The organism is Ensifer sesbaniae (genome assembly GCF_013283665.1).
GTDB lineage: Bacteria > Pseudomonadota > Alphaproteobacteria > Rhizobiales > Rhizobiaceae > Ensifer > Ensifer sesbaniae.
This window is the reverse complement of sequence record NZ_JABEKU010000002.1, coordinates 264,335-288,951: the sequence shown is the minus strand read 5'-3', so window position 1 is coordinate 288,951 and position 24,617 is coordinate 264,335. Positions and strand designations below refer to the sequence as shown.

Below are 24,617 nucleotides of genomic sequence, written 5' to 3'. Positions count from 1 at the left end.
CATGTGCCCCATTGAGGTTGTCATCTGCGCTTATTCCGACGAGCGCCGCGAGCAGCTTGGTGCTGCCATCGGTTCCGTCCTGAACCAGAGGCTGCGGCCCGAACGGGTGGTCGTCGTTATCGATCACAACGAACGGCTGCTGCGCGCGATCCGAGCCTCCTTTCCAGAAGTCGAGGCGGTGGCGAACGAAGGGACGCAAGGCTTATCCGGGGCGCGCAATACCGGCGTGCGGGCGTGCGCCTCCACGGATGTCGTTGCCTTTCTCGACGACGATGCGGTTGCCGAACCTGATTGGCTCGAGCGGCTGGCAAGTCACTACGCCGACCCGGCGGTGGTCGGCGTTGGCGGTGGGGTCCTGCCGATCTGGCAAAGCGACCGACCGTCGTGGTTTCCCGAAGAATTCCAATGGGTCGTCGGTTGCAGTTACCGGGGTCTCCCCGTGGGATTGCGGCCCGTTCGCAATCCCATCGGTTGCAACATGTCTTTCCGTCGATCGGTATTCGAAGTCGTCGGTGGCTTTCGCGAAGGTATGGGCCGAAGTGGCCAGGACGCGGCTGGGTGCGAGGAAACGGAGCTATGTATTCGCGTGCATAGGCAATATCCCAATTCGGTGATCCTCTACGACCCGGGTGCCGTGGTTCATCATCACGTTACGGCAGAACGATCACGTTGGGCTTACTTCCGCAGGCGCTGCCTGGCTGAGGGACGATCGAAGAGCGCTGTGGTCAGGGCCGTCGGAGCTGGTGAAACCCTTGGCGCTGAACGTGCCTATGTGACCCGAACGCTACCGGCAGGCGTCGTTCGCGGCGTGGCCGACGCGGTGACGCGGCTGGATGCCGGAGGGCTGATGCGCGCCGGTGCCATTGTCGCGGGCCTTGCCTTAACAACGGCGGGTTATCTCATGGCAAAGTCCTCTAGGGCTGCAACCACCTTCCGCCCGATCAAGGTCGTCTGCATCGACCAGGAAAAACCGCTTCCTGCGATCGATCTCTCGCGGCCGGACGGCGTTCCCTATGGCGGCATATTCTGTCTTGTCCGTTCCGGACCCCAGCCGCTCGCGATCGTTGAACTCGAACATGAAGGTCTGCTCGTGCAGCCGGCCGATCTGGTCGCAAAAATCGGGTCTCTGAGGTCGGTGGCATCAACCGCGGCGCACCGGATGCGTCCGAAAGAGCGGGTCGCGGTCGTGATTGCGACGCGCGATCGGGCAGACAGCCTTGACCGCTGCCTCACTTCGCTCTTCGACCAGACGCGTGCGCCGGACGAGGTGGTCGTCGTCGACAATGCGCCGGCCTCGACTGCAACCGCGGATCTGCTTTCTGCCCGTTATCGCGGTCGCGTGCACTATGTGCTCGAGCCAACGCCTGGACTCGGACGGGCCCACAACGCGGGCTTGCGCCATGTATCGAGCGATATTGTCCTCTTCACGGATGACGACGTTGTGCTCGACCGGCACTGGGTGGAGGCGATGGCGGCGCCGATGGAGGAGGATGGGACGGTTGGCTGCGTAACCGGCCTGATCCTCCCTGCCGAACTGGAAACGCGGGCCCAGGTTTGGACGGAACGGCACGGCGGTTTCGGCAAGGGCCTGCAGCGCCGGGCCTACGATCTCAAGGCGAACCGGTCGAAAGGCGTGCTCTTTCCGTTCACCGCCGGCCAGTTCGGGTCCGGGGCAAACATGGCCTTTCGCGCCAGCGCCTTGCGCCGGGTGGGCGGTTTCGATGCCGCGCTTGGGGCAGGAACGCTGGCGCGCGGGGGTGACGACCTTGCTGCATTCTTCGCCATCGTCAACGCCGGTTTCCAGCTCGTCTATCAGCCGCAGGGTATCATCTGGCACTACCATCGCCGGAGCGAGGAGGGGATGCGTCGGCAGGCCTATTGTTACGGGATGGGCCTTGGCGCCTACCTGACGAAGCTCGTGATCGACGATCCGCGCCGGGCTCTGCGCCTTGCGGTGGCATTTCCCGCGGGCATTCGGCATATGGCCGGACCAACTTCGGAGAAGACCGCGCGGCTGCCGTCCGACTATCCGCGCCGACTCGTATGGATGGAGCGTCTCGGTATCCTTGCAGGCGTGCCGGGCTACCTACGCAGCCTGGCGAAGCGCCGACACGATGATCGCCCGCATGACGGCCTTGCCGCGAGGCAGCCGGCAAAAGGGGAGGTCTGAGCATGCAATCCATCCCCATTCTGGTCTACCATAGCGTTGGTTCGAGTTGCGCCTCGGCCTATCGGCGCTGGTTGGTGACGCAACGGGAGCTCGACTCCCACCTCCACGCTTTGTCGGACCGGGGCTACCGCGCGATCACGGTGGGCGATCTCGCCCTCCTGCGGCGTAGCGCTCAGCCGGTGCCACCTCTGACCTGCCTGATCACCTTCGACGATGGGCTGAGCGACTTCGCCGAGGGGGCGATGCCGGTCTTGATGGCCCGCCGCTTTTCCGCAACGCTCTATGTCGTCTCCGGCCTGGTCGGCGCCACGGCTCGATGGCTTGCCGATCTTGGCGAAGGCAGCCGACCAATGCTCGACTGGGCTGCCTTGCGCAATCTACAGAAGGCGGGCGTGGAGATCGGCGCGCATTCGGTCAGCCATCCGGAGCTCGACACGCTGTCATGGGCGAAGGCGACGCGTGAGCTTCGTGACAGCAAGAAGGCGCTGGAAGACGGCTTGGGGCGCGCCGTGACGACTTTTGCCTATCCCCACGGCTACGCTTCGCGCGCCACCCGCCGCATCGCAGAGGAGGCCGGGTATCTCGCCGCCTGCCGGGTGCGTCACGCGCTGAGCGACGAGACGGAAAACCTCTTCGCGCTTTCGCGCATCGTCGTCACCAGCGATATGACGGCCGAGGCGCTCGTGGATCTCATCGAGAAACAGCAGGTGCCGGTTGCTCCGCCCGTAGACCGGCTCATCGCCACCGGGTGGCGGGCAGCGCGGCGGGTGCGCGCCTTGCATAGGTCCGTCTTTCCAAGGCGCTGATCCGTGTGGCCCCCCCGTAGACCGTCTATCGCTGCCCACTATTCGACTGTCATCTCAACCGCTTTGCAGCTGAAGGTTCTCCTTGAGCAGGATCTCGATGCGGATCCTCTCCTGCGAGGCCAGGGGTTCGCGATGGTCGGCGCGGGCGCGCAATATGCGTAGTGCGCTTCGAACCGCATGGCCCGGGTCCTGGGCGATCAGGGCATCGATGCGTTCCTCCATCAGCGCCCGCTCGCTGAAGGGCGTGCGCTCGTGGGCGATAACCGTGAGCTGGCGCGAGCCCTGCGCATTCCAGACCGCCGTCAACGGCGCTCGCGCCTCGGAACTCAACACGTAGACGGCCAGCGTGTCCGGGTTGTGTTGCAGCGTCCGGTGAATGATCAGTTCGGCGCGTTTCTCGTCGGCATAGGTCTCGAGCGACGGCAGACATTGGAGTTGTGGAAACTGCGCGTTGATGATGCCGTCGAAGCCGAGGCGGCGCTCGATGCTGTCGAGTGCCATCATGGTTTCTGCCACGACCATGATTTTGCCGGCCCGGTTGCCGATGAAACGGCCTGCGATCTTGCCGGCCGTGGCGCCGGCCGCGACGTTGTCGATACCGACATAGTCAGCGCTTTCCAGTCGTTCCTGGCCCGACAGGAACTGCACCACTCTTACCCCCCGTTCCACGAGCCGTACCAGCGCATCGCGCACCTGTGGGGACTCCGGTGCCATCACCGCGACGCCATCGACGGTCTCGTGATCGATGAGGCTCAGATATTTGGCGACGTGGTGCGGATCTGCCATCGGGATTTGCACGGCCTCCACCTCGGTGGAATCGGCGCGCAGCGCGTTCCGGGCTTCGGTGACGCACCCGATCAGCTCGCTCAGATACTGGTCGCCCGAGAGGGGAAGGACGAAGCGAAACCGGTAGGTCTTGTTGCGCGCGAGCGCGACCGCCGCCGGGTTCCGGACGAAACCGATACGCTCGATGGCGTCGTTGACCTTGCGGAAAGCCTTCTTGCTGACATTCGGCCGGTCGTTCAGTACGCGGTCGACGGTAGCCAGGCTTACGCCGGCCGCTTCTGCCAGGTCTTTCGCGGTAGGACGCATTCTATCGCTTCTCTTTGCTCTCGATCCTTCAGGGTGATTCCTCCAACAAAAGCAATCGAAAAGCAAGAATTGATGTGCGCACCTCAAAATTTGCTTGCATTGAGGTGCGCACCTCAATATCATTCTATCTGTGGCCGTTCAGAGGAGTGCGTGGGGTCACGAAGCGATGCGAAGAAGTCGGGCCTACGCAGGGACGTCGCTTTGCGTCCAAAATTCGCCGTAGGCGTTTTCAGCTTCCGATGGAGGTCGGAAGGAGAGGGGAGGAGGCCCCCAGCTATGGAACTTCGTCATTTCAAATCATTGGCCGCATCGGGTGCCCTGCTGGCGGCCGGCGTCGCAAATACCGGTCAAGCAAGCGCGACCGAGCTGACACTTTGCTGGGCGGCCTGGGATCCGGCGAACGCTCTTGTCGAGCTCAGTAAGGATTTCGAAGCCAAGAGCGGCATCAAGATGAAGTATGAGTTCGTGCCGTGGCCGAATTTCGCCGACCGCATGCTGAACGAGCTGAACTCCGGCGGCAAGCTGTGCGACCTGATGATCGGCGACAGCCAATGGATCGGCGGCGCCGCTGAAAACGGCCAGTACGTCAAGCTCAATGATTTCTTCGACAAGGAAGGCATCAAGATGAGCGATTTCATCCCGGCGACCGTCGTCGGGTATGCCGAATGGCCGAAGAACTCGCCGAACTACTGGGCTCTGCCGGCATTCGGCGACGTCGTCGGCTGGAGCTACCGCAAGGACTGGTTCGCCCGCCCGGAACTGCAGGCCGAATTCAAGAGCAAGTACGGTCGTGACCTCGCCGTGCCGAAGACCTTTGCCGAATTGAAGGACATCGCCGAATTCTTCCAGAAGCGGGAGATCGATGGAAAGACCGTCTACGGTGCTGCGATCTACACTGAGCGCGGATCCGAAGGCATCACCATGGGTGCGATGGACGTGCTCTACAGCTTTGGCTTCGAATATCAAAACCCGGACAAGCCATACGAGCTCGAAGGATACGTGAACTCCGCCAAAGCCGTGCAGGGGCTGGAATTCTACAAGGCGCTCTACGACTGCTGCACGCCGCCCGGCCATTCCGACGCCTACATGTCCGAGGATATCGACGCTTACAAATCGGGTCAGGTCGCGCTGCACATGAACTTCGCCTTCACCTGGCCTGGTATCAATGCCGATGCCAATGTGGGCGGCGAAAAGTCGGGCTATTTCCCAAATCCGGCCGGACCTGATGGCGTCGCATTCGCACAACTTGGCGGCCAGGGGATCTCGGTCGTCGCGGCGTCCGAGAAGCAGGACGATGCGCTCGCCTATATCAAGTGGTTCGCCCAGCCCGATATCCAGCAGAAATGGTGGCAGATGGGCGGCTATTCGGCGCTGCGCAAAGTGGTCGAAGATCCCGGCTTTGCGACCAGTCAGCCCTATGCCCAGACCTTCCTCGATTCCATGGCTATCGTGAAGGACTTCTGGGCCGAGCCCTCCTATGCCTCCCTGCTCCAGGCCGCACAGAAGCGCTTCCACGACTATGTGGTCGCCGGCCAGGGCTCTGCCCAGGATGCGTTCGATGGTCTCGTCAAGGACTGGACGCAGATCTTCGACGACGAAGGCAAATACTGATCGCCATCAAGGCCGTGGCGGCGCACCTCCCAGCGCGCCATGGCGCGACATGGAGCCGGAGGCATTCCCCGGCTCTGTCGCCGCCTAATCACATGAGGGACTACCCATGCTGAAATCAACAGTGGACCGGGTCGCCGGAGCGACGCCGCATGCCATTGCCAAGCGGGTTCGAAGATTGTCGGATCGCGCGCTTGCCTGGTTGTTCGTCGCCCCGTCGATCGTCCTGCTGCTTGCCGTCAATATCTTTCCGCTGATCTGGACGGTCCGGCTGAGCTTTACGAACTTTCGTGTCAACCGCCCCAATGCCGAGGTCCAGTTCATCGGGCTCAAGAACTACCTGAGCATTCTGTCCGACAAGGACATCTGGTTGACGATGCAAGCGACGGCGCATTTTCTGATCTGGACGATCGTCCTTCAAGTGCTGATCGGCTTCTCGCTTGCCTACCTGATCAACAAGAAGTTCCGCGGCAATGATTTGTGGACGACGATCATCGTGCTGCCGATGATGCTGAGCCCGGCGGTGGTCGGCAATTTTTGGACCTTCCTCTACCAGCCGCAGATCGGTCTCTTCAACTACGCGGTCGGGTTTCTGACCGGGGCTGATCCGTCGAGTTTCTCGATGATCGGCGATGTGTCGCTGGCACCCTGGGCAATTATCATCGTCGACACCTGGATGTGGACGCCCTTTGTGATGCTGATCTGCCTTGCCGGCCTGCGCTCCATTCCCAGCAGCATCTACGAGGCGGCCGAATGCGATCGCGCCAGCAAATGGCGGCAGTTCTGGACGATTACCATCCCGCTGGTGCTGCCCTTCCTGATGCTCGCCGTGCTCTTTCGCGGCATCGAGAATTTCAAGATGTTCGACCTGGTTGTGCAGTTGACCGGCGGCGGACCGGGATCGATCACCGAACTCACCTCGATCAACCTGAAGCGCGAGGCTTTTGAGAAGTGGCGCACGGGCTACGCCTCTGCCTATGCCGTCATTCTCTTCGTCACCGTCTTCGGCCTTGCGTCGATCTACGTCAAAGCCCTGAACAAGGTCAAACAGCGATGAGCAGCTATTCCGTAACCGAGCCGTCCCAACGGCAAAAGTGGTTCGCCGGGATCCTGGTCGTTGGCTACGCGCTGATCACGATCCTTCCGCTTGTCTGGATCATCGCGACGAGCTTCAAGTCGCCATCCGACGCGATCGCCTATCCGCCGAAGACCTTCTTCGAACCGACTGTGGAAGGCTATGTCAACGTCTTCACGACGCGTACCCGGCTTTCCGAGGAGCAGTTGCAGGCGGTCGGCGAGCCGCAGACCTGGTATGACAAGCTGGTTCGCAAGGATGGTCTCGTCATCTCCGGCCCGTCGCGTTTTGCCGAACGCTTCACCAATTCGGTGATCATCGGCTTCGGTTCGACGGTGCTCTGCATCGTGCTCGGCACGGCCGCCGCCTACGCCTTCTCGCGCTTCAAGGTTCCGCTGAGGGACGATCTGCTGTTCTTCATTCTTTCGACGCGGATGATGCCGCCGATCGCCGTCGCCATCCCGATCTTTCTGATGTTCCGCTCGTTGGGCCTGAACGACACCCATGCGGGCATGATCCTGCTCTATACGGCCGTCAACCTGTCGCTGTCGGTCTGGCTGCTCAAGGGTTTCATCGACGAAATTCCGGTCGAGTATGAGGAAGCGGCTCTCATCGACGGCTACACCCGGTTCCAGGCCTTCTATAAGGTGGTGCTGCCGCAGGCGGCGACGGGCATCGCCTCCACCGCCATCTTCTGCCTGATCTTTGCCTGGAACGAATACGCGTTCGCCGTGCTTCTGACCTCGGGCAACGCTCAGACGGCGCCACCCTTCATTCCAACCATCATCGGCGTTAGCGGCCAGGACTGGCCGGCGGTTGCTGCGGGCGCGACCCTGTTCCTCGTGCCGGTCATGGTCTTCACCATTCTCCTGCGCAAACACCTGCTGCGCGGCATCACCTTCGGAGCCGTACGCAAATGACAAGATTTTTCAACGGATTGCTGCATTTGCGTCGCGGTGCCTGGGAAATGCTGGCATCGGCGCTGATCGCGGCGGGCGTCTTCATGCTGATGCAGCCCTTCGTTCTCGTGCTCTATTCCTGGTCCTTCGTCATAACCTTGCTGGGCACGGTGATGTTCATCATCGTCAGCCATTTTCCGGAGTAAGCCGATGGCGCAGATCAGAATCCAGAATGTGCGCAAGGAGTTCGGCGCCTTTACCGCGGTGCGCTCTTCGAGCTTCACGATCGAGGATGGCGAGTTCTTCATGCTGCTCGGCCCGTCCGGCTGCGGCAAGACGACGACATTGCGCATGATGGCGGGCCTCGAACTGCCGACGAGTGGCGAGATCTTCATCGACGGCGAAGAAGTCGGGATGAAGCCCGCGAGCAAGCGCGACATCGCCTTCGTCTTCCAGATGTTCGCGCTCTATCCGCATATGAACGTGCGCAAGAACATCTCCTATCCGCTGCTCAGCCAGGGCCTGCGCGGCGAAGAGGTGAAATCACGCGTCGCGGAAGTCGCCCGTATTCTCAAGATCGAGAACATTCTCGACAAGCCCGTCGGCGGCCTTTCGGGCGGAGACCGCCAGCGCGTCGCGCTCGGCCGTGCGATCGTGCGTCGCCCCAAGGCCTTCCTCATGGATGAGCCGCTCGGCGCACTCGATGCCGAGTTTCGTGAGCACATGGCCGAGGAATTGCGGGCGCTGCACGACCGGATGGGCGCAACCACCGTCTATGTGACCCATGACCAGCTCGAAGCGATGCAGATGGGCGACAAGATCGTGGTGATGAATCATGGGGTGGTCGAACAGTTCGGCAAGCCGCAGCAGATCTACGACTGGCCCGCGACGAAGTTCGTGGCTCAGTTTATCGGTTCACCGCCAATGAACTTCCTGGAGTTTGAGGGCATGATCGGCGTCGGCGGCGGCTTGATCGATCTCGGCGGCATAATGGTCAAGGTGCCGACGTCGCGGGAAGGTCGTGCCGGTAGGCTGACGCTCGGCGTCCGGCCGGAACACGTGACGTTCGTGAGTGACGGCGCCTACCGGGGGCGCGTAAGCGCCGTCGAATATCTCGGGACCACCCAGATCGTGACGCTCGTAACAGGCCACGGCGAACTGAAGGCGCGCATCCCGTCTAGCCACCGGGTTCATGAGGGCGAGCAGGTCGGCCTCGAATTCGACGCGAGGACGCTTTCGATTTTCGACGCCGAAACCGGCAAGGTGCTGTTATCCGAGGGCAATGAAGGAGTGCTGGGACATGGCTGAAGTCGTCTTGGAAAACGTTTCGAAGACATTTGCCGGCACCATCGCTCTCGATAATGTCTCGTTGACGGTTCCGGATGGTTCTTTCGTTGTGCTGCTCGGGCCGACTGGTGCTGGAAAGACGACGACGCTCAGAATGGTTTCCGGCCTCGACACGCCCGATCGCGGCGAGGTCTTTATCGATGGACGACCGATGAGAGGGTTGGCGCCTGCCGAACGCAACGTTGCCATGGTCTTCCAGCAATATTCGCTCTATCCGCATCTCACCGTTCGTCAGAATCTTGAGTTTCCGCTGAAATCACCCTTGTTGAAGACCCCGAGGGAGGAGATCGACCGGAAAGTGAGCGAGGTTGCCGAGGTTCTGCAGATCGCGCACAAGCTCGACAACAAGGCGACGGCGCTGTCGGGTGGGGAGATGCAGCGCGTTTCCATCGGTCGCGCCCTTGTCCGAGACCCGCAGATTTTCCTCATGGACGAGCCGTTGAGCTCGCTCGACGCCAAGCTGAGGGCCGATCTTCGTATCGAGCTCAAGCGCATTCAGGCAAGGTCCGGCGCAACCCTGCTCTACGTTACCCACGACCAGATCGAGGCGATGACGATGGCCACCCATGTCGGCGTGCTGAACGAGGGCAAGCTCGTTCAGTTCGGCTCGCCGCGCGAGGTGTATGAGCAGCCGGTCAGTGTCTACGCGGCGACGCGCCTGGGACAACCACGGATCAATGTGCTTCCGGCCAATATTTTTGCCGGCGCTCCCTTGGGCGCTGCAAGCATTGGCCTCAGGCCGGAGCATATCCAACAGGGTGAGGGGGAGGACGCGCTGGTCAAGCGCGTCGAGCACCTCGGCGACCAGACGCGTCTGCACCTGACCTTCAGGAAACACGACCTCATTACCGTCACGGACGCCCATACGCCGCTCCGGGGCGGTGAAACAATCAAGATTCAACCTTCGAAGCCGCTCTACTTCGATGCGGCAGGCATGCGTTTGGCTTAAGGAGCTCGAAATGGCGCAATTCATCAACAAGCGGGAAGATGTCGTCACCGAAGCGATCGACGGCGTTCTGGCCCTGTCCGGCGGCGCGCTTGCCCGTCTTGACGGCTATCCGCATATCCGGGTCGTGTTGCGCAGCGACTGGGATAAATCGAAGGTCGCGATCGTCTCAGGCGGCGGTTCCGGTCATGAACCCGCCCATGTGGGTTTCGTCGGTCGCGGCATGCTGACGGCCGCCGTCTGCGGCGATGTCTTCGCCTCGCCGAGCGTGGACGCCGTGCTCGCCGGCATTCTCGCCGTGACCGGTCCGGCCGGATGCCTGCTCGTGGTCAAGAACTATACCGGCGACCGGCTCAATTTCGGCCTCGCCGCCGAGCGTGCCCGCGCCTTCGGGCTGAAGGTGAGCATGGTGATCGTTGGCGACGACATAGCGCTGCCCGACCTGCCGCAGGCGCGCGGCGTTGCCGGTACGCTGTTCGTGCACAAGATCGCCGGCGCACTCGCCGAACGCGGCGCGGATCTCGACACGGTAACCGCCGCCGCCAAGAAGGTCATTGCCGGCACGCGCAGCATCGGCATGTCGCTGGACACCTGCAGGGTTCCGGGTTCCCCAAAGGAAGAGCGGATACCGGAGGGCAAGGCGGAGCTCGGTCTCGGCATTCATGGCGAAGCCGGTGTCGAGCAGATCGACTTTGCAGGCGCCCGCTCGTCGGTGGCGACCATGGCGGAACGGCTGGCGTCCGTCATGGGTGAAGGTCCCCACGTCGCGCTGATCAACAATTTGGGCGGCACCTCTGTGCTCGAAATGTCGGTGCTCGCTCACGACCTCGTCCATTTGCCCGTCGGCAGAAGGATCACCCACACGATCGGTCCGGCGCCGCTGATGACATCGCTCGATATGCAAGGCTTCTCGGTCTCGGTCTTTGCCGCCGACCAGGCCGAACTTGAACTCTTGAAGACGCCGGTATCGATCGCCGCCTGGCCGGGCGTATCCGAGGTCCGGCCGATCGCCGTCAAAGCCTTGCCAGATGGGCTGACGCCGATCACGCCGATGGCATCCGACCATCGGGCGACGCGCGCGTTCCTGATCGATTGCTGCAAGGTTTTGATCGCTGCCGAGCAGGATCTCAATGCACTTGATGCAAAATCCGGCGATGGTGACACGGGCTCGACACTGGCAAGTGCTGCCCGGGCGCTGATCAATGCCATCGATCGACTGCCACTTTCCGATCACACCCAGCTTTTGCGGGCGATCGGCCAGGAACTGAGTCAGACCATGGGCGGTTCCTCCGGCGTGCTGCTTGCCATCTTCTTTGCAGCCGCCGGCGATGGGGCATCGAGCGGGCTGCCGATGCGCGAGGCGCTTCGAGCCGGGCTTGCACGCATGCAGGAGATCGGCGGCGCGAAGATCGGCGACAGAACGATGATCGATGCTCTGGCTCCGGCGCTCGATGCCCTAGAGGACAGCGTCGTTGCGGCGGCGGCTGCCGCACGAACGGGGGCGAACTTCACCTCCACCCTGACGCGCGCCAAGGCCGGACGCGCGGCCTATATCAATGCGAAGCAGCTTGAGGGTCATGTCGACCCCGGCGCCGAGGCTGTCGCCCGACTGTTCGAGCATCTGGCCGCGTAGATTGCCGCTACCACTATTTTGCCGCCGAGCCTGGCGTTCGGCGGCAAAGGGCGCTTGCCGCCCGTATATGCCTGGTGGAAAAGCCGCCGCGTCGTCGGCGGGCTGGCAGCAAAGTTCAGGATATTTTCTCCTGCATATTGCCAAAGTATTTTTCGTCGTGGTAACGTTCCCATGAAGTTCGTGGCGGTGCATGGAGAGGCATTGCCGGAACTTTGGGAGGAAGCCTTATGAACATCCCGACGGGCCGAAGGGCGACCATTATCGACGTTGCCAAACGCGCAGGCGTTTCGAAGAGCACCGTCGCGCGTGTTCTCGGCGGCTCCGCCAATATTTCCGAGGAAGCGCGCGATCGCGTGCTGAAGGCGGTCGCCGCCACGGGCTATGAGCCCAATCAGCTTGCTGTCGGTATGCGCTCCGGCCGAAGCGGCCTGCTCGGCATCGTCATTCCTGATATCACCAACCCGTTCTGGGCCGAGGTTGCCCGTGGCGCACAGGATCGTGCGGCGAAGGATGACATTTCGCTTCTGATTTTCTCGTCCGATTGGGATGCGCACAAGGAGGCGACCCACCTGCGTGCGCTTCGCCGGGCCCGTGTCGACGGCGCGATCATCAATCCGGTTGCCGACAATTTCGACGACCTCGACCGTTTCGGCATGCCCTTCGTTTTCATCGGTTCCAGCGCCGAGCGTTTCCCCGATACGTTGAGCGTCGGTTCCAATATTGCGCAGGCGGTTCGGCTCGGCATGGACATTCTCGTCGAGCGCGGACACCCGGCGCCGGCGCTGATGCTCGGGCCGCGGTCGCGTCTCGCGCGCGCCCGGTTCTTGCGCGCCGTCCATGAGCACTGCATCGCCCGCGATGTCGATCCCGAAGTCCTGCTCGTCGAAGAGTCCGATTACACCGTCGAGGGCGGCCGCAGTGCGATGGCCCGGTTGCTTACGAGGCAATGGAGGGGCAGTCGCGCCGTGTTCGTGGCGAACGACCTCATGGCGCTTGGGGCCATGATGGCCGTTCGTGAAGCTGGGTTGAGATGCCCGGAGGATATCTCGATCCTGGGCTTCGACGGCATCCCGGCGGGGGCCTTTTCCTGGCCGGGGCTTACGACCATCGAAAAACCCGGCCGGCAGATCGGCGTTCGCGCGGTCGAATGTCTGCTCGACCAGATCGCCGGCCGTCACCAGCGCGAACGGATATATCTGCCGTGCCGGCTGGTGGAACGCGGCTCGCTTGCCGATGTTTCGGAGGCGGCCACCGTGCGCGTGGCGGCAGGGAGGTAGGGAATGGCGGTCAGCAACGAGTTTGTGGCGAACGCAACTTTGTCAGAAAATGGGAACGTTCCCAGAGTTCGACGTCAAAGCTTCTCGAAAAGCGTGCGGCAATGGTGGCCCTATTACCTGATGATGGCGCCAGGGCTGATCTTCTTCGTGATCTTTCACTATTTTCCGATCTGGGAAGCCAAGATCGCCTTCGAGCAGCTGCGCATCATCCCGCCGAACATCTGGGTCGGCGTCAAGCATTTCCAGACGCTGTTCTCGTCGCCGATCTTCTGGCAGGTGCTGGCGAACACGCTGATCATCTCGACGATGAAGATCGTCTTCTTCTTCCCGGTCCCGATCATCGTCGCGCTCCTGCTCAACGAAATCCGGGGAGGGGCATTCCGCAAATTCATCCAGTCGGCGATCTATCTGCCCCACTTCCTTTCCTGGGTGGTCATCGCCGGCGTCTTCATCGCGGTGCTCTCGCCGAGCGACGGCGCAGTCAACGATGTGCTTGGTTTCTTCGGCGTGCAGCCGGTGTCCTTCATGACCGACAACGGCTCGATCCGCTGGGTGCTGGTTTTCTCGGAGATCTGGCGCTCCGCCGGCTGGGACAGCCTGCTTTATCTCGCCGCCATCATCGCCATCGACCAGGAACTCTATGACGCGGCCGAGATAGATGGCGCGAACCGCTGGCAGAAGATCCGCTATGTCACCATCCCCGGCATCGTGCCGACGATCGCGACGCTCTTCATCCTGAACGCCGGCATGTTCCTGAATGCCGACCTCAATCAGGTCATCAACTTCTCCAACGACGTCGTGCGCAGCAAGATCGATATTATCGACACCTATGTCTACCGCATCGGCCTGCAGACCGGCGAATACTCGCTGGCAACGGCTGCCGGCCTGTTCAAGGCTGTGCTCGGCATGCTGATGATCGTCGCCGCGCACCTTCTCTCCAAACGTCTTACCGGCAAGGGGGTATGGTGATGGCCGCCCACAACGTCCGCAGAACACCGCTCGAGCGGCTCGAATATGCGATCATCGTCTCGACGCTGCTCTTCCTCGTCGTGCTGACGGTCCAGCCGCTCCTCAACCTGCTCGCAATATCGTTCTCCGACCCGGGCAAGGTCGCGGGCATGAGCGGCCTGACGGTCATCCCCAACGGGTTTTCGACCGAGGTCTGGAACCTGCTGGTCAACAATTCCGCCGTTCAGCGTGGTCTCTTCAACTCGATCTTCATTACGCTGGTCAGCACCGCTCTTGGCGTGGTTCTCACGGCGCTGATGGCCTGGGCGCTTTCGCGTCCCGGTCTGCCCGGCCGACGCATCATCTTCGTCTTCGTACTGGTCACCATCGTCTTCGAACCCGGCATCATCCCGGACTATTTCATCAACAAGCGCCTCGGCCTGCTCGACAGCTATTGGTCGCTGATCCTCTTCAAGGTCGTCAACGCCTGGTACCTGATCATCCTGGTGCGCTTCTTCGAGGAAGTGCCGAAGGAACTGATCGAGGCTTCCGAACTCGATGGGGCCAATCCTTTCCAGATCTTCTGGTACGTGGCGCTGCCGCTCGCCAAATCGGCGCTCGCAACCATCGCGCTCTTCTATTTCGTCTTCCACTGGAACGAGTTTTTCCGGGCGATGATCTACCTCAACGACCAGTCGAAATGGCCGCTGCAGGTCGTGCTGCGCCAGTTCGTGGTCGAGGGCGACAAACTCGCCATGGTCGGTGTGGTCGATAGCAACAACTACACGGGCGCGAGCCAGATCAATATTCGAGCGCTGAAGGCCGGCATGATCCTGCTCACCATCGCGCCGATCCTCGCGATCTATCCGCTGATCCTGAAGTTCTTCACCAAGGGCACCATGAGCGGTGCGCTGAAGGGCTGACGATGCAGAACCGAAACATGAAAGCCAAAGCATATGGGAGGAACAAACATGCTTGGAAAACTGATCCTGGGCGCAACGACCGCCGTGGCGCTGATGGCGAGCGTGGCGATGCCTGCTTTCGCCGACCCGGTGACGATCCGTGTCGTCTCGAAAGACCTGGTGACCAGCAATCCTGACGATGTGAAGCTGATGAAGGCCTATGAGGAGGCGCTGAAGGCCAAGGGAACCGACATCCACATTCAGATCATCGACCTACCGTCTTCGGGCTATGCCGACAAGCTCAGCGCCATGCTGCTCTCCGGCGACATCCCGGATCTCATCTATTTCCAGGGCGGCGACGCCAAGATGGCCGAACAGGGTGTTCTCGAAGACTGGAACAACTGGCTGCCAAAGACGACCTATCTCAAGGAAGCGCTCTTCCCGCACAATGTCGAGCGGCTGAAGAACTATCCCTATCTGCTCTATGTCTACCCGCCGCGCATGCCACAGCCGGTCATCCGCACGGATTGGCTCGAGAAATCGGGCGTTGCGGCGCCCAAGACGACCGACGACTACGTCGCCCTCTTCAAGGCGATCAAGGATGGTGACCTCGACGGCAACGGCAAGGCCGACACCTACGGCGTCACCACCGCCGACAACACCCAGGAGCTCGACGCGATCTTCAACCAGGCCTTCGGCGTGACCGGCACCTGGATGAAGAACGAGGCCGACGAATGGATCCACGCGCGCGTTTCGGCAGCGGAAAAGGCGAAGATCGCCTTCTATGCCTTGCTTCGGGAGCAGGGGCTCTATGATCCGGAGTTCATCACCACCAAGTGGGACGTGAAGGAAGACAAGTTCTATTCCGGCCGCGCCGGCGTGATCTTCGGTTCCTCCGCAGAGGTTATCGACATCTATGGCGGCAAGATGCGCCAGGCTCATCCCGACGTGACGCTGAGCCTGCTTTCGCCGCCCACTGGGCCGGCCGGCCAGGGCCTGATGGCGCTCGACGTCTCCAAGGAATCCCGCGGCCTCGCGATCGCGACAACCTCGGAACACAAGGAAGAGGTGGTCAAGCTGCTCGATTTCATCGCCAGCCCCGAGGGCCAGGCGATCGAACGGCTCGGCTTCGAGGGCGAGCAGTACACCAAGGACGGCGAGACCATCAAGCCGACCGACAAGCTCGCCACCTGGTATGCCCGCTTCCTCGTGGCCGCAAACTGGCAGCCGCCGGTGCAATGGCTGAGCGAGGCCGCGCAGCAATCGCTGAAGACGATCTCAGCCGACTTCAAGCCGGACAACGCCTTCGTCTGGCCTGCCGAATACGCCACCGACATCGATGCCACGGAAAATGTCTACCGGGCCTGGGTGTACAAGTTCGTCTCCGGCGAAGCCAAGATGGACCAGTGGGACCAGTTCGTTTCCGAATGGAACGCTGCCGGCGGCGAGAAAATGACCGAATATGCAAGGACGGTTCTCAATGACAAATGATGCTGCTGGGCTCTCCTTCAAGGGACGAGTTCGGGCGCTTCTCTTTGGCGTCGCCTACGGCGACGCCATCGGGGCGCCGGTCGAAAAACTCTCCGCCGCGGAAATTCGCGAGCGCTATGGCCGGGTGACGTCACTCGATACCGAGTGGCACCGCATGAAGCAGAGCGAAGCAGCCCGCAACGGCCGCGTGCGCGGTGGCGGCATCGTCACCGACGATACGCTGATGACACTCTGCGTCATGTCGATCTACAACGACGTCAAGCGTCACCTCGATGCCTGGGACATGGCCTCCGGCATGGTGCGCGAGATCGCCTGGACGCCGCGCTGGGTGCCGGAATTGCAGCGCGAAACGATGCTGATCGAGCGCCTGTTCTATCCGGAAAAGTGGATCTTCCAGCGCCACCAGCTCTCCGGCTGCGACCCGCGTCAGGGCGGCGTCGGCAACATGGTGAATTGCGGCGCAGCCATGTACATCGCGCCTGTCGGCGTCGCCAATGCCTGCGATCCGAAGGCAGCCTATGACGAGGCGATCGCCTTTGCCTGCGGCCATCAGCAGAGTTTCGGCCTCGAGGCCGCCGGCGTGCTTGCCGCAGCCGTTGCGGCCGCCTTCGTGCCGGGGACCACGCTCGACACCGTCATCGACGAAGCGCTTGCCGTTGCCAAGGACGGTACGCACGATGCGATCGCCGATATCGTGGGTGCCGCACGCTCGTTGATGGGCGAGGACCATCAGACGGTCGTCACCGAGTTTCACCGCATCATCGCCCGCTATTCGCCGATGGGCGACAACGTCCAGCACACGCCGCAGAAGGCGGGCCTTGCCACGGACGCCTACCAGCCGTCGCGCCTCCACGCGATCGAGGAGTTGCCGCTGGCGCTCGGCTTCGCCGTCGTCAATGACGGGGACTTCTACAGGACGATCGTCGACGGCATCAATTCAGGCCGCGACACGGATTCGATCGGCGTCATGGCCGGGGCGATCCTCGGCGCCATGCATGGCGAAAGCATCATTGACCGGGCGATGGCCTCCCAGCTCGACCGCGTCAACAAGCTCGATCTCTTCCGATCCGCCGATGCTTTCGCCGAAACGGTGACCGTCATCCAGATGGCGGACCGCAAGCGAGAAACGGCGCGCATGCAGGCGCGCGCGGGGCTCTTTGCCGCCCTCGAACTCACCCAGGTTTTCAGTCTCTAGACCTTGAAAGTATCCGATGCTCAGCACCACAGAAATCTTCGAGCGTATCTATTCCGGCTTCATCGGCAAGGCGATCGGCGTCCGTCTTGGCGCGCCCGTCGAACCGACGATCTGGAGCTACGAACGCATCCGGGACACCTATGGCGAGGTGACGGAATATCTGCGCGATTTCAAGAATTTCGCGGCGGATGACGACACCAACGGTCCGGTCTATTTCATCCGGGCGCTGCGCGATTACGGTCTCGGTGCGACCGCCGAGGAGGTCGGCAAGACCTGGCTGAACTATGCGGCCGAGGAACACGGCATGTATTGGTGGGGCGGCTTCGGCAATTCGACCGAGCATACCGCCTATCAGAACCTTCGCGCCGGCATCCCGGCGCCGCAATCCGGCTCGATCGCCCAGAACGGCACCACAGTTGCCGAACAGATCGGCGGCCAGATCTTCATCGACAGTTGGGGCTGGGTGCATCCGGCCGATCCCAAGAAGGCGGCCGAAGCGTCGGCGCGCGCGGCAAGCGTCGCGCATGACGGCGAGGGGCTGAACGGTGCGCGCTTCTGCGCGGCGGCGATCGCCCAGGCCTTTGTTGCCAAGAATGTCGAGGAGGTCATTGAGACGGGGCTTGCAACCATCCCGGCCGACTCCCTCTACGCCAAGGTCTCTCGCGCGGTGCTCCATTTCCACGATGGAAACCGGAACGACTGGCGCGCCTGCCGCGACATGCTGGCCGCGGAATGGGGTTACGACCGCTATCCGGGCGTCTGCCACATCATTCCAAATGCCGGCGTGCTCGTCATGGCGCTGATTTATGGCCAGGGCGACCTGCCACGTACGGTCGAAATCGCGACGATGGCTGGCTGGGACACGGACTGCAACGCTGGCAATGCCGGTGCGATCGTCGGCACCTTGCAGCAGGTGCAGCCGGGCTGGGATAAATACCGCAAGCCGATCAACGATTTCGTCGTCGCTTCGGGCGTTACCGGAACGATCAACGTCGTCGACATTCCCTCCTTCGCCCGCGAGCTGACCGTGCTGGCGCTCCGGCTTGAGGGGCGGGAAGCACCGGCGCTCTGGGTCGAGGACTTCGAGCGTCGCGGCGTGCGCTTCGATTTCGATGCTCCCGGCGCGACCCATGGCTTCCGCACCGAGCCGTTCAACCAGATTGCCGTCAAGGCATCGGCGGAACGTCACACCGAGAATGCCAAGGGATCGCTGGAAATTCTCCTCGACCGGCTGGAGCGCGGGCAGGGCGGTCGCGTCTTCTGGAAGCCCTTCTACCGCCGCTCCGATTTCGACGACGAGCGCTACCGCCCGATGTTCACGCCGCTTGCCGATGACGGCCAGCGGGTGAAGTTCAAACTCTGGCTCGACCCGTGGAACGGCGACGGCAACCTGCGCGTGGCGTCCTACGTTCGTCGCGCCATGAGCGGTACCATTCAGGAAACGAGCGCCTGGCACGTACCCTCGGCGAGCGGCTGGCAGGACTACGAGTTCACCATCCCCGATGGCAATGGCGAGGCGATCGACGAGATCGGCATTCTGGTCGAATATTTCGGCCGCCTGAAGTTCCTCGGCCGATTGTTCCTTGCGGACTTCTCCGTGTCCGGCAAGGGCCGCGTCGTGATCGACCCGGCAAAGGAGGCGCAGGAATGGGGCGGCATCACCCGGTTTACCTGGAACCGCGGCCACTGGAGCCTGCAGCAGGGCCGCATCCATGCCCATACGGCCACCGACGCGGATGCCTGGACCGGTAACGCGTATCTGCGCGACGTCAGCGTCACCGCAGAGCTTCAGCCGCTCTCCGGCGCTTCGCATCTGGTGATGGCGCGTGCTCAAGGGACCAGCCGCTTCTATGCGGCGGGCTTCGAGAATGGCGAGGCCGTGATTCTGCTGGAAAACCACGGCACCACGATCCTTGCCCGTAAGCCCTTCCGGATCGAACACGGCCGAAGCTACGCGGTCGACCTCACGGTCGAAGGCGGCAAGCTGACGCTTTCCGTTGATGGCGAGCGGGTGCTTCAGACGGACGATACGACGCTCCGCTACGGCATGGCAGGCCTGCGCATGGCGTCGGCCGGACGCATGTCGATCGGCCGGCTCGAGGTTGCCGATCGCTGATTGCGCGTAGAGGAAAAGAAGGGAGGAAACATGTCCGAGATAGAGCTCAGAAGCGTCGGCAAGAGCTACGGCAGCGTCGCCGTGCTCAACAACATCTCGCTGGAAATGGCCGATGGCGAATTCGTCGTGCTCGTCGGCCCTTCCGGCTGCGGCAAGTCCACATTGTTGCGCATGATCGCCGGGCTGGAGGATATTTCAGCGGGCGAAATCACCATCGGCGGCAAGGTCGTCAACGACATGCCGGCGAAGGAGCGCGACATCGCCATGGTCTTCCAGTCCTACGCGCTCTATCCACACATGAAGGTCGCGGAGAACATGAGCTTCGCGCTGAAGCTTGCCGGCGCGCCGAAGGCTGAGATCCAGAAGCGCGTCACGGAGGCAGCCGAAATCCTCGGCCTGGAAAAGTTGCTCGACCGCCTGCCGCGAGAACTCTCTGGCGGCCAGCGCCAGCGTGTCGCCATGGGGCGCGCGATCGTGCGCGACCCGCGCGCCTTCCTCTTCGACGAGCCGCTGTCGAATCTCGACGCCAAGCTGCGCGTGAAGATGCGCAGCGAGATCAAGAAGCTGCACCAGCGATTGCGCCGGACGATGGTCTATGTCACGCATGACCAGACAGAGGCCATGACCATGGCCGACAAGATCGTGGTCATGAACGGCGGGAAGATCGAGCAGGCGGGCGCGCCGCTCGAACTCTACAACGATCCCGCCAATCTCTTCGTTGCCGGCTTCATAGGTTCACCGGAGATCAACCTCATCGAGGCGATCGCAGACGGCGAGACGGCATCGACCCGCGACGGCGTTTCGCTGCCCCTCGGAGGGAAGGTGCAACCCGGCACGCGTATCGTCTGCGGTATTCGCCCGCAGCACATCACGCTTGGAACGATGGGCGTGCCGGGCCGCATCAGCCTGGTCGAGCCGACCGGGGAGGATCAGGAGATCGTCGTCGATATGGGCGGCCAGGATATCTCGGTGGTCGTCCACGGCGGTCGGCCACTTTCGGCGGGCCAGGACGTGAGGCTCACGATCGATGCCGACAAGGTGCTGCTCTTCGACAAGGAAACCGGGGAGCGAATTCGATGAACGGATTTGCCAAGCGCCAGTTCGATCCAACTGCCAAGGGACCGCTTGCCGGCACTCGGGTCCTGGATCTCTCACGTCTCGTCGCCGGCAACATGTTGTCGCTGCAGCTTGCCGATGCCGGCGCAGACGTGATCAAGATCGAGCCGCCTGCCGGCGATCCGCTTCGGGACTGGAAGGACGACGGCCACTCGCTCTACTGGAAGACCTATAGCCGCAACAAGCGCTCCGTCGTGTTAAATCTCAGGCAGGAGGCGGCCAAGGCGGCGCTCTGGGCGCTGATCGATACGGCCGACGTCTTCATCGAGAATTTTCGGCCGGGAACGCTGGAGCGCATGGGGCTTTCGCCGGAAGCGCTGCACGCGCGCAATCCCAACCTGATCATCGTGCGCATCTCAGGGTTCGGCCAGACCGGCCCCTATGCCCAATTTCCCGGCTTCGGCACGATCGTCGAAGGCATGAGCGGCTTTGCCTACCGAACCGGCTTTCCGGACCGTGAACCGGTGCTGCCGCCGCTGGCGCTCGCCGATATGATCGCGGGTGTCTATGGCAGTTCGGCTACCGTGACGGCGCTGCTTGCGCGCGATCGCGGTTACGCGAAAGGACAGGTGATCGACCTGTCGCTGCTCGAGCCGATGTTTTCCGTGCTCGGACCGGAAGCCGCGATCTACCAGACGACCGGCAAGATCAAGGAGCGTGTGGGCAGCGCTTCGAACACGGCCGCGCCGCGCAACGTCTACAGATGCCGTGACGGCAAATACGTGGCGCTGTCCGGTTCCACGCCGCAGGTCGCCCGGCGAATTTTCGAGATCATCGGCCGCGCCGACATGAACGAGGATCCGCGCTTTGCCACCAATTCAGAGCGCGTCAAGAATCGTGACCTGGTCGACGAAGCGGTTGGCGGCTGGTTCGCCCGGCACGACCACGACGAAGCGCTGAAGATCATGCGCGACGCCGGCGCGACGGTCGGACCGATCTATAACATCGCCGATGCCATCGCCGACCCGCATTTCGGCGAACGCGAAATCATCGTCGACGTGGAAGACGCGGAGTTCGGCAGCCTGCCGATGCACAACATCGTGCCGCGGCTTTCAAAAACGCCGGGTGTGTGGCGCAGACCTGCGCCAGCGCTTGGAGAGCACACGACCGAAGTCCTGACCGAGGTCGGGTTGGATATGGATGCCATCAACCTCATTTTGGAGGGCGAGGCACCATGAGGCTGCGATCCCTTCTCTATGTCCCCGCCTCGTCCGAGCGCTTTATCGCCAAGGCGCACGAGCGAGGCGCCGATGCGATCATCCTCGATCTCGAGGATTCCGTTGCCTACGGTGAAAAGCAGGCGGCACGCGCCGGACTTGTGCAAGCAGTCCCGATGGCGGGCCGAAGTGGCGCAAAGGTCTTCGTACGCGTCAATGCAGAAACGGAACTGCAGCAGGCGGATGCCGAGGCTGCTTGTCGCGCCGGGGCCTTCGGCCTCTTCATCGCAAAGGCAAAGGCGCCAAAGCAGTTGCGCAGCCTTGCCGAACGCCTGGCAGTGACGGAGCGAGAACTCGGGCGTGAACCGCTCTGCTTCGTCGCGCTGTTGGAAGACGCCAGCGCCGTGCTGGACGCAAGGCCGATTGCGGCCTGTCAGCGCGTGTTGGGCCTCGTAGCCGGCGGGGAAGATATCGCCACCAGCATAGGGGCCGAACCGGTTCCTGAGGTGTTACGTCTGCCCAAGTTGCTCGTGCATCTCGCCGCCAAGGCGGAGGGCAAGTTGTCGTTCGGAACTCTGGCGACCGTTGCAGACTATCAGCAGCGCGATGCCCTTGTGGCCGCTGCCCGAGAAGCAAGCCGCCATGGCTTCGATGGCGCGACCTGCATTCATCCCTCGGTAGTGCCGATCATGAATACCGCATTCTCGCCCAGCGAAGAAAAAATCGCCTGGGCGCGCTCCGTGCTGGACGCTGCGACAGGTGCCGCGGCGGAAGGCAGAGGCGCCTTTTTGGTCGGCGACAGGATGGTGGACGCGCCGATCATCGAGCGTGCCCGCCGCATCTTACAGAAGATCGATTAGCCGAAATCTCTGAGGCGCCCGTCGACTGTCGCCCCAAAGTTCCGCCGATGCGGTGCTACCGGCGAACCCGGGAATGGGGCATCAAGGTGGATGCCACAATGCCACAGGAAAAGACCGGCCGCCGGCCTGGCTGCATTCGACGCGGGAAGCGGCAAGGCACCCTGGCCGGCAGTATTCGCGAAATCACATGGCGTCCTTGCCCTTCATGGCATTCTCCATGTGGGTCTTGCATTTCGCCGTATCTTTCGCCGCCATCGCTTCCTTGGCCATGGCCAGTTCCTTGGTCGCCGCCTCCTTCTTGGTTGCGTCCGTGATGGAGTTCACGTCCGTTTCCAGTTTTGTCATGCCGGCCTCATCGCACGTCATATCGGCCTGGGCCATGGCGCCGCCGGTGAAAGAGACGGCCATGATGGCCGCAATCAGAAGTCTCTTGAACATTGCATCTGTCTCCTGGTTTCAGTGGCATTTCGCGCTCCAAACCCGCAGACGGAAGCTACGTTCCATTGAGGAACAATTGTCGCCGGTGCTTTTGGATTTCAGGGACCCACACGGAACCAAACCAGCCTCCCAGCGTTATGCGCTCGCAAGGGGAGGCACAGAATGAAACACACGGACGTTCGAACAGTCGACAACTCCCAGGTCAAACATATCTGGGATGTAGCGGATTATTGCCGGCGTACCGGGCTCCACAAGGCCGAGGAGCGGCGTTTGATCAAGGTGCTCGGCAGATACGCGACCAGCCACGAACTTCAGATGAATATCGTGCGCGCCCATACACGCATCCGCTGAACACCCGACACCGAGGTATGACCGAAGCGACCCGTTCGCGCGGCGGGCGGCGCGTTTTGACTTCAGTCGCCCTTCTCGCGTTTCTCAGCATCAAAGAGGTTTAGTCGACGAACTCGACGATCACGCCGGGTTCAACCATCGCCGCCAGTTCTTCCGCATCCCAATTGGTCAAACGAACGCAGCCGTGTGATCCGGCCTTGTCGATCAGCGATGGTTCTGGCGTACCGTGGATTCCGTAGGTGGGCTTCGAGAGATCTATCCAGACACTGCCGACCGGATTGTTTGGACCAGCAGGCAAGGTCAACACCTCTCTGTTGTCGCTCTGCTGGAAGTTGATCTTGGGGTTGTAGATATAGGGCGGCATTCGCGCCACTCCTTTTACTTTATGGGTCCCCGAAGGGGGCGGTGTCTCCCGGCTGCCGATCGTCGCGGGGTAGGCGGCGATCAGCGTTCCGTCGGCGCCGAAGGCCATGAGTTGGCCGGTACGTCGGTGCGCTTCGATGCGTTTGACCATCCCCTGCCTTGGCGCCCCAGGGATTACAACGGAAACGGTTTCGCCGACGGAAAACGTCGAAGTGGCATTGAGCGCCCTGAGAAGATCGATATCCATGTGGAAGCGCTCGGCCAGCCTCTCCACGACGCTTGTGTATCCGAGATGATTCATTTTCGCCTGTTCGGAATAGTCATTGGGCATCTTGGCGACCAGCCCTTTGGCGTCGTCCCCGGAGATGACATAGGGCTGTACCACCGGCGTCTGCTTGGAAAGCCGTTCGAGGAGGTCGGGGTCCAATCTGCCGTCTGCGGGCAGATCCCGCATGGTCCGGAAGGCGGCGACCGCCTTGACGACGTTCTCGCCGCCGTAGCCGTCGATCACCCCGGGCGATGCGCCCGCGCGGTCGAGAAGAACCTGAAGCCGAACGATAGCCGGGTCTGGCCTGTCCGAGACGGTGGTCATCCGCTCCAATAAGCTGGGCGTGATCGACGCGCTGTTGATCGAATCTGGCTGAAGCGTTTGGGCCGTGCCCAAACCGGCGGGCAGGAGCAACAACAGCACAGTGGACAGGATCACGGTCTTCATGACCGCGAAATCGCTCGCGCGCTTGATTTGTTCCCGCCTCGAATGGGGATGTTGCAACGACCGGGCGGGCTCAGATCCCGGAGAGCCGAGGTGGCTTTGATCAAAGCAACAG

General features: G+C 62.1%; 22 protein-coding genes. 19 read left to right on the top strand and 3 right to left on the bottom strand.

Translation table 11 applies throughout. The annotated features are described in order from the left end of the window. Nucleotide 1 precedes the first annotated feature (1 nt). Nucleotides 2-2,170, top strand: coding sequence for a glycosyltransferase family 2 protein (locus tag BHMPCIPO_RS19155; RefSeq protein ID WP_173518429.1), 2,169 nt, complete (start codon nucleotides 2-4; stop codon nucleotides 2,168-2,170). A gap of 2 nt (nucleotides 2,171-2,172) precedes the next feature. Further along, nucleotides 2,173-2,976, top strand: a complete 804-nt coding sequence (locus BHMPCIPO_RS19150; protein WP_173518428.1) for a polysaccharide deacetylase family protein — start codon at nucleotides 2,173-2,175, stop codon at nucleotides 2,974-2,976. Between the two features lie 54 nt (nucleotides 2,977-3,030). On the opposite strand, the gene BHMPCIPO_RS19145 is transcribed toward BHMPCIPO_RS19150, so the two are convergent. Then, nucleotides 3,031-4,068, bottom strand: a complete 1,038-nt coding sequence (locus BHMPCIPO_RS19145) for a LacI family DNA-binding transcriptional regulator (protein ID WP_173518427.1) — start codon at nucleotides 4,066-4,068, stop codon at nucleotides 3,031-3,033. A 276-nt stretch (nucleotides 4,069-4,344) separates the two neighbouring features. Between BHMPCIPO_RS19145 and BHMPCIPO_RS19140 the strand changes: the two genes are divergently transcribed. From BHMPCIPO_RS19140 to BHMPCIPO_RS19065, 16 genes are all read left to right on the top strand, one after another. Then, the gene (locus tag BHMPCIPO_RS19140; RefSeq protein ID WP_173518426.1) at nucleotides 4,345-5,679 is read left to right on the top strand and encodes an ABC transporter substrate-binding protein; all 1,335 of its coding nucleotides are present in this window, start codon (nucleotides 4,345-4,347) and stop codon (nucleotides 5,677-5,679) included. A 106-nt stretch (nucleotides 5,680-5,785) separates the two neighbouring features. Beyond that, nucleotides 5,786-6,733: a carbohydrate ABC transporter permease gene (locus tag BHMPCIPO_RS19135; protein ID WP_173518425.1), complete on the top strand. Its 948-nt coding sequence runs from the start codon at nucleotides 5,786-5,788 to the stop codon at nucleotides 6,731-6,733. Beyond that, nucleotides 6,730-7,671, top strand: a complete 942-nt coding sequence (locus BHMPCIPO_RS19130) for a carbohydrate ABC transporter permease (protein ID WP_173518424.1) — start codon at nucleotides 6,730-6,732, stop codon at nucleotides 7,669-7,671. The genes BHMPCIPO_RS19135 and BHMPCIPO_RS19130 overlap by 4 nt, the downstream gene beginning before the upstream one ends. Further along, a complete protein-coding gene (locus BHMPCIPO_RS19125) occupies nucleotides 7,668-7,856 on the top strand; it encodes a hypothetical protein (RefSeq protein ID WP_058321421.1) in 189 nt (62 codons plus the stop codon). The genes BHMPCIPO_RS19130 and BHMPCIPO_RS19125 overlap by 4 nt, the downstream gene beginning before the upstream one ends. Nucleotides 7,857-7,860: 4 nt before the next feature. Next, nucleotides 7,861-8,958 (top strand): ABC transporter ATP-binding protein, encoded by a 1,098-nt coding sequence (locus BHMPCIPO_RS19120; RefSeq protein WP_173518423.1) that lies wholly within the window; start codon nucleotides 7,861-7,863, stop codon nucleotides 8,956-8,958. Further along, nucleotides 8,951-9,946, top strand: a complete 996-nt coding sequence (locus BHMPCIPO_RS19115; RefSeq protein ID WP_173518422.1) for an ABC transporter ATP-binding protein — start codon at nucleotides 8,951-8,953, stop codon at nucleotides 9,944-9,946. The genes BHMPCIPO_RS19120 and BHMPCIPO_RS19115 overlap by 8 nt, the downstream gene beginning before the upstream one ends. 10 nt (nucleotides 9,947-9,956) lie before the next feature. Then, nucleotides 9,957-11,576, top strand: a complete 1,620-nt coding sequence (locus tag BHMPCIPO_RS19110) for a dihydroxyacetone kinase subunit DhaK (protein WP_173518421.1) — start codon at nucleotides 9,957-9,959, stop codon at nucleotides 11,574-11,576. Nucleotides 11,577-11,803: 227 nt separating this feature from the next. After that, complete coding sequence (locus BHMPCIPO_RS19105) at nucleotides 11,804-12,853, top strand: LacI family DNA-binding transcriptional regulator (protein WP_173518420.1); 1,050 nt, start codon at nucleotides 11,804-11,806, stop codon at nucleotides 12,851-12,853. 93 nt (nucleotides 12,854-12,946) lie between these two features. Further along, a complete protein-coding gene (locus BHMPCIPO_RS19100; RefSeq protein WP_312033052.1) occupies nucleotides 12,947-13,822 on the top strand; it encodes an ABC transporter permease in 876 nt (291 codons plus the stop codon). Continuing rightward, a complete protein-coding gene (locus BHMPCIPO_RS19095; protein ID WP_173518418.1) occupies nucleotides 13,822-14,724 on the top strand; it encodes a carbohydrate ABC transporter permease in 903 nt (300 codons plus the stop codon). Before BHMPCIPO_RS19100 ends, BHMPCIPO_RS19095 begins: the two co-directional genes overlap by 1 nt. Nucleotides 14,725-14,772: 48 nt before the next feature. Then, a complete protein-coding gene (locus tag BHMPCIPO_RS19090) occupies nucleotides 14,773-16,194 on the top strand; it encodes an extracellular solute-binding protein (RefSeq protein WP_173518417.1) in 1,422 nt (473 codons plus the stop codon). Beyond that, nucleotides 16,184-17,389 carry an ADP-ribosylglycohydrolase family protein gene (locus BHMPCIPO_RS19085; protein ID WP_173518416.1) on the top strand — a complete coding sequence of 402 codons (1,206 nt, stop codon included), beginning with the start codon at nucleotides 16,184-16,186 and terminating at the stop codon, nucleotides 17,387-17,389. The genes BHMPCIPO_RS19090 and BHMPCIPO_RS19085 overlap by 11 nt, the downstream gene beginning before the upstream one ends. Nucleotides 17,390-17,405: 16 nt before the next feature. Then, a complete protein-coding gene (locus BHMPCIPO_RS19080) occupies nucleotides 17,406-19,505 on the top strand; it encodes an ADP-ribosylglycohydrolase family protein (protein ID WP_173518415.1) in 2,100 nt (699 codons plus the stop codon). Between the two features lie 30 nt (nucleotides 19,506-19,535). Beyond that, complete coding sequence (locus tag BHMPCIPO_RS19075; RefSeq protein WP_173518414.1) at nucleotides 19,536-20,585, top strand: ABC transporter ATP-binding protein; 1,050 nt, start codon at nucleotides 19,536-19,538, stop codon at nucleotides 20,583-20,585. Continuing rightward, nucleotides 20,582-21,799, top strand: a complete 1,218-nt coding sequence (locus tag BHMPCIPO_RS19070) for a CaiB/BaiF CoA transferase family protein (protein WP_173518413.1) — start codon at nucleotides 20,582-20,584, stop codon at nucleotides 21,797-21,799. Before BHMPCIPO_RS19075 ends, BHMPCIPO_RS19070 begins: the two co-directional genes overlap by 4 nt. After that, a complete protein-coding gene (locus tag BHMPCIPO_RS19065; protein WP_173518412.1) occupies nucleotides 21,796-22,638 on the top strand; it encodes an HpcH/HpaI aldolase/citrate lyase family protein in 843 nt (280 codons plus the stop codon). The genes BHMPCIPO_RS19070 and BHMPCIPO_RS19065 overlap by 4 nt, the downstream gene beginning before the upstream one ends. A 183-nt stretch (nucleotides 22,639-22,821) precedes the next feature. Here the strand turns inward: BHMPCIPO_RS19065 and BHMPCIPO_RS19060 are convergent, their stop codons facing one another. Further along, a complete protein-coding gene (locus tag BHMPCIPO_RS19060; protein WP_173518411.1) occupies nucleotides 22,822-23,076 on the bottom strand; it encodes a hypothetical protein in 255 nt (84 codons plus the stop codon). 162 nt (nucleotides 23,077-23,238) lie between these two features. On the opposite strand from BHMPCIPO_RS19060, the gene BHMPCIPO_RS19055 reads away from it, so the two are divergent. Then, nucleotides 23,239-23,427: a hypothetical protein gene (locus BHMPCIPO_RS19055; protein WP_173518410.1), complete on the top strand. Its 189-nt coding sequence runs from the start codon at nucleotides 23,239-23,241 to the stop codon at nucleotides 23,425-23,427. A 100-nt stretch (nucleotides 23,428-23,527) separates the two neighbouring features. On the opposite strand, the gene BHMPCIPO_RS19050 is transcribed toward BHMPCIPO_RS19055, so the two are convergent. Next, the gene (locus tag BHMPCIPO_RS19050; protein WP_173518409.1) at nucleotides 23,528-24,505 is read right to left on the bottom strand and encodes a L,D-transpeptidase family protein; all 978 of its coding nucleotides are present in this window, start codon (nucleotides 24,503-24,505) and stop codon (nucleotides 23,528-23,530) included. Between the last annotated feature and the right edge of the window lie 112 nt (nucleotides 24,506-24,617).

Coding starts and splice junctions, on each gene's coding strand:
- BHMPCIPO_RS19115 (WP_173518422.1), top strand. CDS start 8,951: ATGGCTGAAGTCGTCTTGGAAAACGTTTCGAAGACATTTGCCGGCACC.
- BHMPCIPO_RS19060 (WP_173518411.1), bottom strand. CDS start 23,076: ATGTTCAAGAGACTTCTGATTGCGGCCATCATGGCCGTCTCTTTCACC.
- BHMPCIPO_RS19150 (WP_173518428.1), top strand. CDS start 2,173: ATGCAATCCATCCCCATTCTGGTCTACCATAGCGTTGGTTCGAGTTGC.
- BHMPCIPO_RS19130 (WP_173518424.1), top strand. CDS start 6,730: ATGAGCAGCTATTCCGTAACCGAGCCGTCCCAACGGCAAAAGTGGTTC.
- BHMPCIPO_RS19050 (WP_173518409.1), bottom strand. CDS start 24,505: ATGAAGACCGTGATCCTGTCCACTGTGCTGTTGTTGCTCCTGCCCGCC.
- BHMPCIPO_RS19090 (WP_173518417.1), top strand. CDS start 14,773: ATGCTTGGAAAACTGATCCTGGGCGCAACGACCGCCGTGGCGCTGATG.
- BHMPCIPO_RS19055 (WP_173518410.1), top strand. CDS start 23,239: ATGAAACACACGGACGTTCGAACAGTCGACAACTCCCAGGTCAAACAT.
- BHMPCIPO_RS19125 (WP_058321421.1), top strand. CDS start 7,668: ATGACAAGATTTTTCAACGGATTGCTGCATTTGCGTCGCGGTGCCTGG.
- BHMPCIPO_RS19105 (WP_173518420.1), top strand. CDS start 11,804: ATGAACATCCCGACGGGCCGAAGGGCGACCATTATCGACGTTGCCAAA.
- BHMPCIPO_RS19135 (WP_173518425.1), top strand. CDS start 5,786: ATGCTGAAATCAACAGTGGACCGGGTCGCCGGAGCGACGCCGCATGCC.
- BHMPCIPO_RS19120 (WP_173518423.1), top strand. CDS start 7,861: ATGGCGCAGATCAGAATCCAGAATGTGCGCAAGGAGTTCGGCGCCTTT.
- BHMPCIPO_RS19085 (WP_173518416.1), top strand. CDS start 16,184: ATGACAAATGATGCTGCTGGGCTCTCCTTCAAGGGACGAGTTCGGGCG.
- BHMPCIPO_RS19065 (WP_173518412.1), top strand. CDS start 21,796: ATGAGGCTGCGATCCCTTCTCTATGTCCCCGCCTCGTCCGAGCGCTTT.
- BHMPCIPO_RS19155 (WP_173518429.1), top strand. CDS start 2: ATGTGCCCCATTGAGGTTGTCATCTGCGCTTATTCCGACGAGCGCCGC.
- BHMPCIPO_RS19145 (WP_173518427.1), bottom strand. CDS start 4,068: ATGCGTCCTACCGCGAAAGACCTGGCAGAAGCGGCCGGCGTAAGCCTG.
- BHMPCIPO_RS19110 (WP_173518421.1), top strand. CDS start 9,957: ATGGCGCAATTCATCAACAAGCGGGAAGATGTCGTCACCGAAGCGATC.
- BHMPCIPO_RS19070 (WP_173518413.1), top strand. CDS start 20,582: ATGAACGGATTTGCCAAGCGCCAGTTCGATCCAACTGCCAAGGGACCG.
- BHMPCIPO_RS19095 (WP_173518418.1), top strand. CDS start 13,822: ATGGCCGCCCACAACGTCCGCAGAACACCGCTCGAGCGGCTCGAATAT.
- BHMPCIPO_RS19075 (WP_173518414.1), top strand. CDS start 19,536: ATGTCCGAGATAGAGCTCAGAAGCGTCGGCAAGAGCTACGGCAGCGTC.
- BHMPCIPO_RS19140 (WP_173518426.1), top strand. CDS start 4,345: ATGGAACTTCGTCATTTCAAATCATTGGCCGCATCGGGTGCCCTGCTG.
- BHMPCIPO_RS19080 (WP_173518415.1), top strand. CDS start 17,406: ATGCTCAGCACCACAGAAATCTTCGAGCGTATCTATTCCGGCTTCATC.